Origin of the sequence: Chelatococcus asaccharovorans (assembly GCF_003201475.1) — a bacterium.
GTDB classification, from domain to species: Bacteria; Pseudomonadota; Alphaproteobacteria; order Rhizobiales; family Beijerinckiaceae; genus Chelatococcus; species Chelatococcus asaccharovorans.
Map to the genome: position 1 here is coordinate 22,649 of NZ_QJJK01000016.1, position 13,696 is coordinate 36,344.

Annotated in this window: 14 protein-coding genes; 10 read left to right on the forward strand and 4 right to left on the reverse strand. The window is 65.6% G+C overall.

Annotation, left to right across the window (positions count from 1 at the left end):
- The first annotated feature begins 344 nt into the window (after positions 1 to 344).
- The 7 genes from C7450_RS28765 to C7450_RS28795 all read left to right on the forward strand — a co-directional run bounded on the left by C7450_RS28765 (position 345) and on the right by C7450_RS28795 (position 7,111).
- The gene (locus tag C7450_RS28765; RefSeq protein WP_146227580.1) at positions 345 to 569 is read left to right on the forward strand and encodes a hypothetical protein; all 225 of its coding nucleotides are present in this window, start codon (positions 345 to 347) and stop codon (positions 567 to 569) included.
- 100 nt (positions 570 to 669) lie between these two features.
- A complete protein-coding gene (locus tag C7450_RS28770; protein ID WP_110378030.1) occupies positions 670 to 1,107 on the forward strand; it encodes a DUF3775 domain-containing protein in 438 nt (145 codons plus the stop codon).
- Between the two features lie 221 nt (positions 1,108 to 1,328).
- Complete coding sequence (locus tag C7450_RS28775; protein ID WP_110378031.1) at positions 1,329 to 2,198, forward strand: ABC transporter ATP-binding protein; 870 nt, start codon at positions 1,329 to 1,331, stop codon at positions 2,196 to 2,198.
- A gap of 82 nt (positions 2,199 to 2,280) precedes the next feature.
- Positions 2,281 to 2,955, forward strand: a complete 675-nt coding sequence (locus tag C7450_RS28780) for a CBS domain-containing protein (protein WP_245450193.1) — start codon at positions 2,281 to 2,283, stop codon at positions 2,953 to 2,955.
- Positions 2,956 to 3,011: 56 nt separating this feature from the next.
- Positions 3,012 to 3,956: a 1-phosphofructokinase family hexose kinase gene (locus C7450_RS28785; protein WP_110377940.1), complete on the forward strand. Its 945-nt coding sequence runs from the start codon at positions 3,012 to 3,014 to the stop codon at positions 3,954 to 3,956.
- A 60-nt stretch (positions 3,957 to 4,016) separates the two neighbouring features.
- A complete protein-coding gene (gene ppsA, locus C7450_RS28790) occupies positions 4,017 to 6,422 on the forward strand; it encodes a phosphoenolpyruvate synthase (RefSeq protein ID WP_110377941.1) in 2,406 nt (801 codons plus the stop codon).
- Positions 6,419 to 7,111, forward strand: a complete 693-nt coding sequence (locus C7450_RS28795; protein WP_110377942.1) for a CBS domain-containing protein — start codon at positions 6,419 to 6,421, stop codon at positions 7,109 to 7,111. The genes ppsA and C7450_RS28795 overlap by 4 nt, the downstream gene beginning before the upstream one ends.
- 51 nt (positions 7,112 to 7,162) lie before the next feature.
- On the opposite strand, the gene pncA is transcribed toward C7450_RS28795, so the two are convergent.
- Positions 7,163 to 7,816: a bifunctional nicotinamidase/pyrazinamidase gene (pncA, locus tag C7450_RS28800; RefSeq protein WP_110377943.1), complete on the reverse strand. Its 654-nt coding sequence runs from the start codon at positions 7,814 to 7,816 to the stop codon at positions 7,163 to 7,165.
- A 116-nt stretch (positions 7,817 to 7,932) separates the two neighbouring features.
- Between pncA and C7450_RS28805 the strand changes: the two genes are divergently transcribed.
- A complete protein-coding gene (locus tag C7450_RS28805) occupies positions 7,933 to 8,370 on the forward strand; it encodes a universal stress protein (protein WP_110377944.1) in 438 nt (145 codons plus the stop codon).
- A gap of 66 nt (positions 8,371 to 8,436) precedes the next feature.
- Positions 8,437 to 9,462 (forward strand): ribose-phosphate diphosphokinase, encoded by a 1,026-nt coding sequence (locus C7450_RS28810; protein ID WP_245450194.1) that lies wholly within the window; start codon positions 8,437 to 8,439, stop codon positions 9,460 to 9,462.
- Here the strand turns inward: C7450_RS28810 and C7450_RS28815 are convergent.
- Both C7450_RS28815 and C7450_RS28820 read right to left on the reverse strand, forming a co-directional pair.
- Entirely contained in the window at positions 9,440 to 10,516 is a 1,077-nt protein-coding gene (locus tag C7450_RS28815; RefSeq protein WP_110377945.1) for a hypothetical protein, read from the reverse strand. The two genes, C7450_RS28810 and C7450_RS28815, sit on opposite strands and share 23 nt — an antisense overlap.
- A 40-nt stretch (positions 10,517 to 10,556) precedes the next feature.
- A complete protein-coding gene (locus C7450_RS28820) occupies positions 10,557 to 10,769 on the reverse strand; it encodes a ChaB family protein (RefSeq protein ID WP_110377946.1) in 213 nt (70 codons plus the stop codon).
- A gap of 183 nt (positions 10,770 to 10,952) precedes the next feature.
- On the opposite strand from C7450_RS28820, the gene C7450_RS28825 reads away from it, so the two are divergent.
- Positions 10,953 to 12,302 (forward strand): nicotinate phosphoribosyltransferase, encoded by a 1,350-nt coding sequence (locus tag C7450_RS28825; protein ID WP_110377947.1) that lies wholly within the window; start codon positions 10,953 to 10,955, stop codon positions 12,300 to 12,302.
- Positions 12,303 to 12,361: 59 nt separating this feature from the next.
- Here C7450_RS28825 and C7450_RS28830 read toward each other — a convergent pair whose 3' ends face one another.
- Entirely contained in the window at positions 12,362 to 13,381 is a 1,020-nt protein-coding gene (locus C7450_RS28830; RefSeq protein ID WP_245450195.1) for an ABC transporter transmembrane domain-containing protein, read from the reverse strand.
- Between the last annotated feature and the right edge of the window lie 315 nt (positions 13,382 to 13,696).

Sequence of the window (13,696 nt, forward strand, 5' to 3'; positions counted from 1 at the left end):
GTCAGGGCAAGATTGAATTGAGCGAGGTCAAGCCGAAAGGATTCAAAAGCTTCGTGCGGGACCGCGCGGCTGGCCTCGGCACCCGGCCGATGTAACGCGGCCGTGCCGAAACGCGCGGGCCGCCTTCGCGCTGGGCCGCGAGGACATGCGCAGGAGTTTACAGCAGGAGTTTACAGCAGGAGTTTACACTCGACATTGCTGTCGGGAAGGAACAGGATTGCACCGTCGTCCGTCGGGACAGCGTCCCCGCACGGAGCGTTGGGGTTGCGAGCATTGCTCGTAGACGCGAATGTGAAATGGCGATTGTGGTGTAGTAGCCCCTGGCGTTTCCGAGGGAGCTCGCGATGCGAATGTTCATCTGCCAGAAGAACATCGAGAATTACCTCAGGCTTCTTCAATCGGAATTGAGCGAAAGCCAACGTATGCAGATCGAGGCGCTGCTCGCGGCGGAACAAAAGAACCTCGAGGCGCTTCAACACGCGCGTGCAAGGACAAAACTGACCTTGGGTGATGCACCGGTGAACTTCGCTGCCGCCAGGCCAACCGGTGCGCCGCGCCGGGCGCCTTGATGGGCCGGGATCGCGAGAACCACCGGATGAAGGAGACGACACATGACAGGAGACGACGCATGGCAGGAGACGACACATGGCAGATGAACGCGACGACGGAATGCGTTCCACGCCGGACGACGAGCCGGATGGGACTCTGACGATCTCGCCTGAGAAGGTCTGTTTCATCATCATCAAGGCGCGCGAATTCGACGCGAAGGACGAGGTGACGGAACCGGATCCGGATTCCAATCCGTCCGACGACCGGGAAATCGCGGTGCTCGAGGACCATGCCGACGATCCCGTCAGGCAGGAGCTCGTCGGCTTCATCGGAGCGCTGACGGAGGACGAACAGATCGATCTCGTCGCACTCGCCTGGCTCGGCCGGGAGGATTACACGGCGGACGACTGGGCCTCTGTGCGCGAACAGGCGGCGGAGGCGCACAACAGGCGCACGGCCGCCTATCTCCTCGGCATACCGATGCTCGGCGACTATCTCGAAGAGGGCCTCTCGATGCTGGGCTATTCCTGCGAGGAATTCGAGATGGGACGTCTCTGAGAGTGCTGAGCCCGTGCTGCGCGTGCCCCGCCGATGGCGAAGGGCAAGTGCCCGTGCGGCCGATCTGCACGGCCTCTTGATCAAACGCAATGGCGTATGGCAGTGGCGGATGTATGGGTCGCTGAGGCGTCACGCATGCCGGGATGGTGTAATTGAACGATCAGATGTCGACCCGCCTGTCATCCGCGCCGCGGACCGATGCCGCGCATCAATCGTCGCTCATGGGCGAACCGGCTGCGGCACGTCCCTCGGAGATCCAGCCGGGTGAAGCGCCCGATGCCAGGCAAGATCCTCAAGCCGAGCAGGATATCGTCATCCGGGTCCGTGACCTCGTCGTCGGCTTCGGCGACAAGACCGTCCTCGACCATCTCGACCTCGACGTCTATCGCGGCGAAGTTCTCGGCGTCATCGGCGCGTCCGGTTCCGGGAAGTCGGTGCTCACGCGCGCCATCATCGGTCTCATTCCCAAGCGACAGGGCACCATCGAGATCTTCGGCGAGAATGTCGACACGCTCTCGGTGGAAGCGCGCAGGGCCATGGAGCGGCGCTGGGGCATCATGTTCCAGCACGGCGCGCTGTTCTCGTCCTTGACCGTCAAGCAGAACGTGCAGGTGCCGATGCGCGAATATCTCGATCTTTCGGACGAGCTCCTGGAAGAGCTCGCCTCGCTCAAGATCGCGATGGCCGGGCTTCCGGCAGATGCGGCGGACAAATATCCGTCCGAGCTGTCCGGCGGCATGACCAAGCGCGCCGCGCTCGCCCGCGCCCTGGCGCTCGATCCCGACGTGCTCTTCCTCGACGAACCGACATCGGGCCTCGACCCGATTGGCGCGGGAGAGTTCGACGAACTCATCAAGACCTTGCAGGACACGCTCAAGCTCACCGTCTTCATGATCACCCACGATCTCGACAGCCTGCATGCGGTCTGCGACCGGGTCGCGGCGCTGGCAAGGGGCAAGGTGATCGCCGCCGGGACGATCGCGGCCATGCTCACCACCGAGGATCCATGGCTGCGTGCCTATTTCCAGGGTCCGCGCGCCCGCGCTGCGATCGCGCGTCCCGCGGCGGACGATCCATCGACAGCGGGTTGAGCCAGATTCTGGTTGAGCCATGTCAATGCAGATCCTTTGCGGCCGGGCTTGGATGTAACCCGTCGTCGCAGGGAGAATAGAATTGGAAGCCAAGGACATCATGACGACGGACGTCGTGAGCGTCCGTCCCGATACCAGCGTGAAGCACGTCGCCAAGATCATGCGGGACCGGCGCCTCAGCGGCCTTCCCGTCCTCGACGACGAAGGGAAGCTTGCGGGGATCATCACCGAAGGCGATCTCATGCGGCGCTCGGAATTGTACTCCACGTTCCTTCCGGCGGGAAACGCTGCGCCGGACGGCCCGGAGGGCTATGTCAAAGGCCATAGCTGGAGGGTCGGTGACGTGATGACCGCGCCCGTGATCACGGCGGCGGAGACCGACTCGCTCCCAACGCTCGCAGCACTCCTGACCCAGCATGGCATCAAGCGGGTGCCTATCCTCCATGGGGACCGTGTGGTCGGCGTCGTCAGCCGGGCTGATCTGCTCTGGGCCATCGCCGAAGCCGCCCCTGCGCCGATCTCCACCGGAGATCGGGCGATTCGCCTGGCCGTCGCGACACGCCTGCGCGAGGACTGCGGGCTCACCGGACCCTGTCCCGTGGTGACCGTGACGAAAGGCATCGTCCATTTGTGGGGAACGGTGACGTCGCAGGGCGACCGCGATGCCGCGCGCGTCGCGGCCGAGACCGTCACCGGGGTGGTCGGCGTCAAGGATCACCTGCGTCTCGTCGGCTCCTCGGGGCCCGATAGCCGCTGAGGATCGTGAAAGGGGGAAGCACCTCCTCCGGGAGAGAGGCGTGCAGGAGCTTGGATATGGCCGCGATTCTCACGGTAACGCTCAATCCGACGGTCGACATGTCGAGCGAAGCCGACCTGGTGCGCCCGACCCACAAGATCCGGACATTCAACGAGCGCTATGACGCGGGCGGCGGCGGCATCAACGTGGCGCGGGTCGTCACAACCCTTGGCGGCGAGGCCGAGGCTCTCTTCCTCGCGGGGGGCGTGACAGGTGCGTTGCTCGACGATCTCCTGGCTCGCGACCGCATCCGCCGGCGAAAATTTCCGATCAACGCGTCAACCCGCATCAGCTTCGCCGTCTACGAACGCGAAACCAGCCAGGAATATCGCTTCGTCCCCTCCGGGCCGATGATCGAGCCGCAGGAACTCAAGGGATGTCTGGAATTCCTGCGTGCCGACCGCAGCCCCTATGTGGTGGCGAGCGGCAGCCTGCCGCGGGGCGTGCCTGGGGATAGTCTCGCCGAGATGGCCGATATCGCCGCCGCGCGCGGGGCGCGTTTCGTGCTCGACAGTTCGGGCGACGGTCTGCGCGTCACGCTCGACCGGTCGCGCGTGTTCCTGGTGAAGCCAAGCCGGGGCGAGCTGGAATATCTCGTCGGCCATGAGCTCGACGAGCAGGGCATTCGCGAGGCCGCGGCCGATCTCGTGCGTCGCGGCAAGGCCACCTTCGTGGCGGTGACGATGGGTGCCGAGGGCGCGCTCCTCGCCAGCGCCGAACAGCTCATCCGCGTGCCGGCTCTCCACGTGCCCGTTCGCTCGGCTGTGGGCGCCGGCGACAGCTTTCTCGCCGCGATGACCTTCGCTTTGAGCGAGGGCAGAAGGCCGGAAGACGCGCTTCGCTTCGGCCTTGCGGCCGGTGCCGCCGCCGTGCTCACGCCGGGAACCGAGCTCTGCCGGCGCGAGGATGTCCTGCGTCTCTACGCGGAAGCATGCGGCCAGGTCGCGGGCGATCGATTGTGATCAAGAACGCGACCGGCGCGCGCTCGAGACTGAAACTGTGGCCGGAATGGATGGTGCGGCATGTCGAAGCAATCCCCGCCAGTGATCTGGTTCGAAAGGCTCGCGCGTGGCGACGTCGCCCGCGTCGGGGGCAAGAACGCCTCGCTCGGCGAGATGGTGCAAAATCTCGCCGCCAAGGGCATTCGCGTGCCGGATGGCTTTGCCACGACGGCAGACGCCTATTGGCAGTTCATCGACGCCAACCGTCTGCGCGAGCCGATCACGGCGCGGCTCGCGGATCTCGCCGCCGGCAAGGCGACGCTTGCCGACACGGGTGAGGCCATCCGCAGCCTCATCCTGCATGGCGATTGGCCGGCGGATCTGGCCGCCGCGGTCGGGGAGGCCTACGCGGCGCTGGCCGAGCGGGCCGGCCATGCCGACGTGGCGGTGGCCGTGCGCTCGAGTGCCACCGCCGAGGACCTGCCAGATGCGAGCTTTGCCGGCCAGCAGGAAAGCTTCCTCAACATCACCGGCGAGGCGGCGCTCCTCGACGCCTGCCGCCGCTGCTATGCCTCGCTCTTCACCGACCGTGCCATCAGCTATCGCCAGGTCAAGGGTTTCGAGCACATGAAGGTGGCGCTGTCGATCGGCGTGCAACGCATGGTGCGCTCCGATCTCGCCGGTGCCGGCGTCATGTTCTCCATCGATACGGAGACGGGCTTCGACAAGGTCGTGCTGATCGATGCCGCCTGGGGGCTCGGCGAGACGGTCGTCCAGGGCACGGTGGAGCCCGACGAGTATCAGGTGTTCAAGCCTCTCCTCGACGATCGCTCCCTTGTCCCGATCATCGAGAAGAAGCGCGGGCAGAAGGCGCAGAAGCTGATCTATGCCACAGGCGAACAGCCGACCCGCCTCGTGCCGACGGCGAAGGCCGAGCGCGCCGCTTTCGTGCTGAACGACGCCGAGATCCTGACGCTCGCCCGCTGGGCCGTCGCGATCGAAGCCCATTACGGCTGCCCGATGGATATCGAATGGGCCAAGGACGGCGAGACGGACGAGATCTTCATCGTCCAGGCGCGGCCCGAGACCGTCCAGGCCCGGCGCGCGGCGGGCGTGTTCAAATCCTATCGCATTACCCAGAAGGGCCGGAGGCTCGTCAGCGGGCTCGCCATTGGCGATGCCGCCGTAACGGGCCGCGTCTGCCTGATCGAAAGCGCCGATGACATCGGCCGCTTCATCGACGGCGCGGTGCTCGTGACCGCGACGACGGATCCGGACTGGGTGCCGATCATGAAGCGCGCCGCGGCCATCATCACAGATCACGGCGGGCGCACTTCGCATGCGGCGATCGTCAGCCGCGAGCTGGGCCTGCCGGCGATCGTCGGCACCGGGTATGCCACCGAACTCCTGCACTTCGAGCAGGAGGTGACGGTCTCCTGTGCCGAAGGCGACCAGGGCTTCGTCTACGAGGGCCAGGCCACTATCGAAGAGGAGGCGCTCGACGTCGCCGGGCTTCCCGCCACGCGCACCGACGTGATGCTCAACCTCGCCAATCCCGCAGCCGCCTTCCGCTGGTGGCGGCTGCCGGCCGACGGCGTCGGTCTCGCCCGCATGGAATTCGTCATCAGCAACGCGGTCCGTGTCCATCCCATGGCGCTCGTGCGCTACGATGCGCTGAAGGACGAGGCCGCCAAGCGAGACATCGCCGCACTGACGGCCGGCCATGCCGACAAGACCGACTATTTCGTCGACAAGCTTGCTCTCGGCCTCGCGCGGCTCGCTGCGGCGCTCCATCCGAAGCCGGTCATCATCCGCATGAGCGACTTCAAGACCAACGAATATGCGGGCCTCCTCGGCGGCGCGGAATTCGAGCCGGCCGAGGAGAACCCGATGCTCGGGTTCCGCGGCGCGAGCCGCTACTACTCGCCGCGCTACCGCGAAGGCTTCGCCCTCGAATGCCGCGCCATCCGGAGGCTGCGCGCGGAGATGGGCTTCAAGAACGTGATCGTCATGATCCCCTTCTGCCGGTCCGTTGAGGAGGCCGACAAGGTCCTCGCCGTGATGGCCGAGAACGGGCTCAAGCGCGGCGAGGACGGGCTCAAGGTCTTCGTGATGTGCGAGATCCCATCGAATGTCATTCTCGCTGCGGACTTCGCCAGCCGCTTCGACGGCTTCTCGATCGGCTCGAACGACCTGACCCAGCTCACGCTCGGCGTCGACCGTGATTCCGCCGATCTCGCGGAGCTCTTCGACGAGGAGGACGCGGCGGTCAAATGGATGATCGCGCGGGTCATCGCCGAGGCGCGCAAGGCGGGGGCGAAGATCGGCCTCTGCGGCCAGGCGCCGAGCGACAATCCGGATTTCGCGGCCTTCCTGGTGAAGGCGGGCATTCATTCGATTTCGGTGAGCCCCGACAGCTTCATCGCCGTGAAGAGGGCCGTTGCGGCCGCAGAGCGGGCGCAGGATGAGAAGGAGATACACGCATGAAAGTCGCAGACGTAATGAGCTTGGGTGCGGCGACCGTCCGGCCCGATGCGCCCGTGTTGGAAGCGGCCCAGACCATGTTGAAATTCAACATCAGCGGGTTGCCGGTGGTCGATAGCGACGGACGGCTCGTCGGTATGGTCACCGAGGGCGATCTCATGAGGCGGTGGGAAACCGACACGGAACGCCGGCGTTCCCGCTGGCTCACCTTCTTCGTCGATGCCGGCACGCTCGCCGAGGAATATGTCCACTCCCACGGGCGCAAGGTCGACGAGGTGATGACGCGCAATCCCGTCAGCGCGACCGGCGACATGCCGCTCGCCGACGTCGTCGGGTTGATGGAGCAGCACAAGATCAAGCGGATCCCCGTCCTGCGCGACGGCAAGGTCGCCGGCATCGTCAGCCGCGCCAATATCCTGCGCGTACTGGCGCGTCAGCTGGAAGACCTGCCACAGGCGCCTCAGGACGATCTCAAGGTGAGGCAGAATATCCTCGACGAGATCGCGCGGCAGGGCTGGCTGCCCGGCGACACCATCAATGTCACCGTCCGCGACGGGAATGTCGAGCTCGATGGCTTCGTAAGAGACGACCGTCTTCGCGATGCGGTACGCGTTGCAGCTGAAAACGCGCCCGGGGTGAAGTCGGTCACCAACAACATCCAGACGGTGCCCGTGTCCCTCGCGTGGATGTGAGCGCATGACGAGCGCCCATGATGCAAGTCCATGCCGCACTGCCGCGGACGGCTACCGCGAGACGGCCGTCCGCAGGGATTCGGCGGCTACACGGTTGACCGCGAGCGCATCGAGCAGGCGGCGTGCTTCGTCCGCGGAGCCGTTGACGTCGATCGCACGGCAGGCGTCCTCGACGACGGCCACCGCGAAGCCGGCGCGGCGCGCATCCTCCGCGGAATAACGGACGCAGAAATCGAACGCCAGGCCTGCGATGAAAACGCGCCTGAATCCGCGCTCGCGCAGATAGCCCGCGAGCCCGGTCGGCGTCAGCCGGTCGTTTTCGAAGAAGGCTGAATAGGAATCGATCGACGGATCATACCCCTTGCGCAGCACGAGCTCGGCGTGGGGGACGTCGAGGTCGTGCCGGAATTCGGCGCCGGGCGTGCCCTGCACGCAGTGGTCCGGCCACAGCACCTGCGGGCCGTCAGGCAACGAGACAACCTCGAAAGGGCGCTTGCCCGGATGGACGGAGGCGAAGGACTGGTGCCCCGGCGGATGCCAGTCCTGCGTCAGCACGACATGGCGGAACTGCCGCGCCACTGCATTGACCACGGGGACGACTTCGTCGCCGCGGGGAACCGGCAGCCTGCCTCCCGGACAGAAGTCGTTCTGAATGTCGACGACGAGAAGAACATCACTGTCGCAGATCACGAATGACGAAGGCATGGCGCCACTCCTTGCGCGCGTAACGGATAGGCGTTCTCCGGAGGCCGCAGCTTGATTTCGATCAAGGTTCGGCGGGAAGCACGCTCTATGCTGTAAGGGTTTGGTGGAGAACAATCATGTTCAATCACATCCTCATTCCGACAGATGGCTCGCCGCTGTCACTTATCGCTGTCGACGAAGGCCTCGCTTTTGCCAGGGATGCCGGCGCCAAGGTTACGCTATTGACCGTTGTCGAACCTTTCCACATCTTCTCGGCGGATCCCGACCAGATCGCCGGCACGCGCCAGGACTATGAGCGTCAGGCCAACGAGAGGGCGGCGGCCTATCTGAGCAAGGCCGAATTGAAGGCGAGGGCGCTTGGCGTGCCCTGCGAAGCCGTGCGCCGCGAGAGCGAGGACCCCTATCAGGCCATCATCGATACGGCGACGGCCAAGGGATGCGATCTGATCGCGATGGCCTCGCACGGTCGCAGGGGCGTGACCGCGGTGGTGCTCGGCAGCCAGACCTTGAAGGTGCTGACGCATTCCAAGATCCCGGTGCTCGTCTATCGGTAGTCGTCCTCGCGCAGAGGGCGGGGCCGGGGCCTGCGCTCTCGCCGCGTACTGAAGGACCTGATATCGATGGCACAGCCGTCCATTCGCGCGCCCGCTGGGCCGCCCGCCAGTTTCGAACGGATGCGCCTGTTCGCGCTCGCCGGCACCGACGCCCTTGGCCGGTCCATTGCCGATCATCTGGGCCAGCCACTCGCGCGGCACGAGGAGCGCGACTTCGAGGACGGTGAACACAAGGCGCGGCCGCTCGACGCGGTTGCCGGTGCCGATGTGTATGTGGTCCACAGCCTGCACGGCGGCCCGACGCAGAGCGCCAACGACAAATTGTGCCGGCTTCTTTTCTTCATGGGTGCCTGCAGGGACGCCGGCGCGGCGCGGGTGACGGCGGTGACGCCCTATCTCTGCTACGCGCGGAAGGATCGGCGGACAAAGCCGAATGATCCGGTCACGACCCGCTATGTCGCCGCCCTGTTCGAGGCCATCGGCACCGACGCCATCGTCACCCTGGAGGTGCACAATGAGGCGGCCTACGAGAATGCCTTCCGCTGCCGGGCGATCGCCCTGAGCGCAGCCCCCCTTCTTCTCGAACGGATCAAAGCGATGGTCGGCGACGAGCCCCTTTGCGTCGTCTCGCCGGATCTCGGCGGCGGCAAACGGGCGGATATGCTCAGGGAGGCGTTGGAGCACGCGGTCGGGCGGCCGGTCGGCAAGGCCTTCGCTGAAAAGCACCGCAGCGCCGGCGTCGTCTCGGGCGACCTCTTCGTCGGCGAGGTCGCCGGCACGACGGCGATCGTCGTCGACGATCTCGTCAGCACCGGCGGGACGCTCGTGCGTGCCGCGCGCGCCGCGCGCGCCGGCGGTGCGAGGCGTGTCTTTGCCTGCATCACCCATGGCCTCTTCATGCCGGGCGCCGAGGCGACGCTCGCCGATCCCGCCATCGAGCGCATCATTGCAACCGACACCGTGCCCCCGTTCCGGCTGCAGGACCATGCGGTGAAGGACAAGCTCGACGTCGTCCCGGCTGCCCCCCTCATCGCTGAGGCGATCCGCAGGCTCCATACAAACGCGCCACTCACCGACCTTCTCGTCTTCTGAGGAGACGCTCCAGCCGCCGGGCATCCCTGGCGGCAATATCGAGATAGGCGCGGGCAAGCCGTGGCCATTTCTCCGGGGTGCGCGGCACCGGGTCGAGAAGGTGGGTGATGGAAAGCCGCGCCCTCAGCATCGCACGGTAGCCGTGGTAGAATAAAAACAAGGCCTCATCAGTGTCTTCGCGCAGGAGCTGCGCGAGCCGCCGGCGGATGCGCGCGCCGGCCCAGGCGGCACCGAGCCGTTCGCATTCCATAGCGAGGAAGGCGATCTCATCGAGTGGATCGAGCGCCCTGAGCCGGGCGTCGAACTCGAGACAGTCGATGATGGTCACGCCGTCGTCGAGGAAGATGTGCTCCGGGCGCAGATCGCCATGGGCGTCGATAATGAGCCGGTCCCTCGCGCGACCTGCGAGGAGCGAGGAGCGCGCGGCGAGGAACTGGCTCAGCACATGGGCGGTGTGCTCCGCGCCTCCGCGCGGCAGGCCGAGGCGGGGATCGATGAGAACGCGCCTGTTGTAGGCAAGCGCCTGCCGCCAGTTCCGAAGCAGGGCTTCCGGACGGATGGGTACGGTTCGCGTGTGCCGATAGAACCGGCCGAGCCGTGCGGCGATGCGGTCAGCCCAAAGCGGCGTCAGGCCATGCCCGATCATCGCCGTTTCCAGCGTCTTGGCTTCGTCGAGCCGGCGCATCACCACGAGCCAATCGACGACCGTGCCGTCGCCACCGATGGCGAGCGCGCCGCGCGCCATCGTGAGCGGTACCACGGCGAGATAGACATCAGGGGCAAGACGGCGATTGAGCGAGAATTCCGCACGGCAGGCCGTCTCGCGACGCGGCAAGGTGGAGAAGTCGAGGAAGGGAAAGCGGACCGGCTTCTTGAGCTTGTAGACACGCTCACCGGCCTTGAAGACCCATGACATATGGGTCTCGCGCGCCAGAACGGTCTCTACCCCTGGCGCGTAGCTGTCCGCCCGGCCGAGAAAGCGGACCTTGTCCGCAAGTGTCGGCGCGCCCGAGATGGGGGATGCGGGGGAATTGCCGGTTGACATGTCGAGCATGGATCGCGTGACCGGTGAACAGGCCCGTAACGGCCGGGCCTCAGTCGCGGAGCGGAACCCAGTGATCGCCGCTCTTCACATAGGAACGCTTCACCGCGGCCCAGGCGATGCGGTGGGCGACCTCCTCCCGCCGCGGATCATCGGCATGGTCCTCATAGGCGTGGTTGAAGGCGCTGCGATAGATATCCTGGGCGTGGGTGGGCAGATGCGCCCGCACGGGATCGGGAAGATCGGCATTGACGGCATAGGGCATGGCGCGAAACTCCCCGCTTGCGAGCGAACAGCCTTGATCCCAAAATCAACCATTTTCCGGCCAGGATGTTTGAGCGGGATCAAGGCCGGCGATTGAATTTCAAAGACCTTTGACGCATGGCGGCGCGGCAGGCGGCGGCCAGGCGGGCATGGTTTGACCTCGCCCAGTATCGGAGCAGCCCGTATGACGCCGAATGATCCTCTATTGACCGATCTTTATCAGTTCAACATGCTCCAGGCCTATCTGGACGGCGGGAAGATCGACACGGCGGTTTTTGAATTCTTCGTGCGCAGGCTGCCGGCCCGCCGCGGATTTCTGGTTGCCGCCGGCCTCGAACAGGCGCTCGACTATCTGGAGACGCTGCAGTTCTCCGATGATCATATCGCCTGGCTGCGTGACAGCGGCCGCTTCTCCGCGGCCTTTCTCGACCAGCTCGCCCGGTTCAGGTTCACCGGCGATGTGGATGCCATGCCCGAGGGCAGCATCTTCTTTGGCAACGAGCCGATCCTGCGGGTCGTAGCCCCTTTGCCCGAGGCTCAGTTCGTCGAGACGCGCCTCGTCAATATCCTCCATTTCCAGTCGCTCATAGCGTCCAAGGCGGCGCGCATGGTGCTCGCCGCGCCAGGCAAGCAACTCGTGGATTTCGGCCTACGCCGCGCGCATAGCGCCGAGGCCGGCCTCTTCGCGGCCCGTGCGAGCTATATCGCCGGTTTCGCAGGGACGGCGACGCTGCTCGCAAACCGGGCGTTCGGCATTCCGGTCTTCGGGACAATGGCCCATTCCTTCATTCAGGCCCATGACGATGAGGCGGCGGCGTTCGAGGCCTTCGCCCGCTCGCGGCCCGATGATCTCGTGCTCCTCCTCGACACCTACGATACGGAAGCGGCCGCGCGGAAGGTGGTTGAGCTCGCACCGCGCCTCAAGGCGGACGGGATCGCGGTGCGCGGCGTGCGGCTCGACAGTGGCGACATCATGGCCCTGTCGAAGTCCGTGCGGGGGATCCTCGACGCGGGCGGGCTTGCCGACGTCGTGATCTTCGTGAGCGGTGGTCTCGATGAAGACCAGCTGGCCCGTTTCAGGTCGGCGGACGCGCCGATCGACGGCTTCGGCGTCGGCACGAGCCTGACGACATCCTCCGATGTGCCGGCGCTCGACTGCGTCTATAAGCTCCAGGAATATGCCGGGGTGCCCCGCCGCAAACGCTCTGTCGGCAAGGCCACCTGGCCCGGGCGCAAGCAGGTCTGGCGCAGCCTCGGGCGCGATGGACGCATCACCGGCGATATGCTCTCCACGGAAGACGACGACTGGCCGGGCGAGCGGCTGCTCGAACCCGTGATGCGCAACGGCCGGCGCCTCCAGCAACCGCCCCTTGCCGCGATGCGCGCGCGCGTATCACACGGACTCGATCAGTTGCCGGACGGAGCGCGCCGGCTCGAAGAGCCTTCGCCCTGTCCCGTCGCCATCGCGCCAAGGCTTCTTGCCCTCACGGAGGCAGTCGATCGTCGCCTCGCGGCGCAGGACGAAGACGTCTAGAGCAAATCCGCGCCAATCCGTGTTCGGGCGCAGCGGCTCCGTCACAGGGGCGAAGCTCGCTATTGCGGCGCTGTGCTGTTCAACGCCTCTGTTGCCTTCACGATAAGGTCGTATTTTGTCGCGGTCACCCTGAGGTCGCGAAACCAGCTGACGAGATCGCCCCAGGGATCGTTGATCTGGGCGAGCCCGGAAATGAAGGCAACGATCGTTCCGAATTCGGTCTCGCCCTTGAGCACATAGTAGCCGCCGAGCCCCAGCGTTGCGGCGATACCGAGATGATGCATAAAGTTCATGAGGAAATTCATCGAGAACTTCAGGGTGAAGATCCCCATATTAAGGGAAAATGCATCCACGAGGCGTTCGCCTTGGATGCTTCCTTCAGCGGCTCCGCCGTCGGGCTCGGCTATGATGCCAATGCTGACGCGCCGCAAGATGACGATCCGCTGCCCCACGCGCCGGTTGATCGCCCCCTGCATGATGGGCACGAAGACGAACTGCGGCGAGAAAACGGCGAAGGCCACGAGAGCCATCCAGGGTTGCAGATAGGCCATATAGGCGAAGACGCTGACCAGGATCCCGCCTCCGAGCAGCGGCTCCGAGACGCTCACACCGACGAAGCTGCCGATTGGCTCGGCCTCGTCGAGGATCAGCGAGATCTCGACCCCCTCGGTCTCCGGGACGCGACATTCGGGCGGTATGCTGCAGAAGCGGTTCAGGAGCGCGACGCGAAGCCAGAGCACGACGCTTTCGCTGACGTAGCCGCGATAGACGTTCATGCCGAGTTTCAGGAGACCCGAACCAAGGGCAACCCCGACATAGGCGACCGCGAGGCCGATGATCTGACCGATCGTGCCGCCGGCGAACGCGTCGTTGACGATGCGCCGCTGCAGTTCGAGAGGTACGATGCCGGCTGCGAACACTGCGGTGGAGAGGAGCGCCAGCCAGAGCTGGTGGAACGCGCTCACCCGCCAAATGAAGGGGAGGAGGGCCGACGGGATTACAGTGGATTGTTCTTCGCGCGACGCGTCATGCCGGGCCGACACTGCAGGCCGGAAACGGGATGGAAAGATGACCTGCACGGCGCGACCTCGTTCTGCTTCGGGTTGCGGCGGCCGGATCGGGACGGTCCCAGGTCCGCCAGCGATGAATCGTCAGGCCGTGTTCCAGGTCATATCATTTGCCGGCGCGACAGACGATCGCGGGCCATCCCGTTTGCCGGCACGCTGATCCCCGGCGCTAAGCAAAGGCTGAGCTTCCAGCGCATGGGCGCCAGGTTTTGCTGGTCCGGAGGGGAGGAGACAAAGCAGTCCTGCTCGCTTGCGTTCTGTCGCGTCATGCCGGGCGCGCTATGGAATAGAGCGCCTCGACACCCGTCGCATCCGCATGGCGGCAGC

Excerpts from the sequence above, each read along its gene's own strand:
- C7450_RS28765 (WP_146227580.1), top strand. The coding sequence starts at position 345 with ATGCGAATGTTCATCTGCCAGAAGAACATCGAGAATTACCTCAGGCTT.
- C7450_RS28770 (WP_110378030.1), top strand. The coding sequence starts at position 670 with ATGCGTTCCACGCCGGACGACGAGCCGGATGGGACTCTGACGATCTCG.
- C7450_RS28775 (WP_110378031.1), top strand. The coding sequence starts at position 1,329 with ATGGGCGAACCGGCTGCGGCACGTCCCTCGGAGATCCAGCCGGGTGAA.
- C7450_RS28785 (WP_110377940.1), top strand. The coding sequence starts at position 3,012 with ATGGCCGCGATTCTCACGGTAACGCTCAATCCGACGGTCGACATGTCG.
- ppsA (WP_110377941.1), top strand. The coding sequence starts at position 4,017 with ATGTCGAAGCAATCCCCGCCAGTGATCTGGTTCGAAAGGCTCGCGCGT.
- C7450_RS28795 (WP_110377942.1), top strand. The coding sequence starts at position 6,419 with ATGAAAGTCGCAGACGTAATGAGCTTGGGTGCGGCGACCGTCCGGCCC.
- pncA (WP_110377943.1), bottom strand. The coding sequence starts at position 7,816 with ATGCCTTCGTCATTCGTGATCTGCGACAGTGATGTTCTTCTCGTCGTC.
- C7450_RS28805 (WP_110377944.1), top strand. The coding sequence starts at position 7,933 with ATGTTCAATCACATCCTCATTCCGACAGATGGCTCGCCGCTGTCACTT.
- C7450_RS28810 (WP_245450194.1), top strand. The coding sequence starts at position 8,437 with ATGGCACAGCCGTCCATTCGCGCGCCCGCTGGGCCGCCCGCCAGTTTC.
- C7450_RS28815 (WP_110377945.1), bottom strand. The coding sequence starts at position 10,516 with ATGCTCGACATGTCAACCGGCAATTCCCCCGCATCCCCCATCTCGGGC.
- C7450_RS28820 (WP_110377946.1), bottom strand. The coding sequence starts at position 10,769 with ATGCCCTATGCCGTCAATGCCGATCTTCCCGATCCCGTGCGGGCGCAT.
- C7450_RS28825 (WP_110377947.1), top strand. The coding sequence starts at position 10,953 with ATGACGCCGAATGATCCTCTATTGACCGATCTTTATCAGTTCAACATG.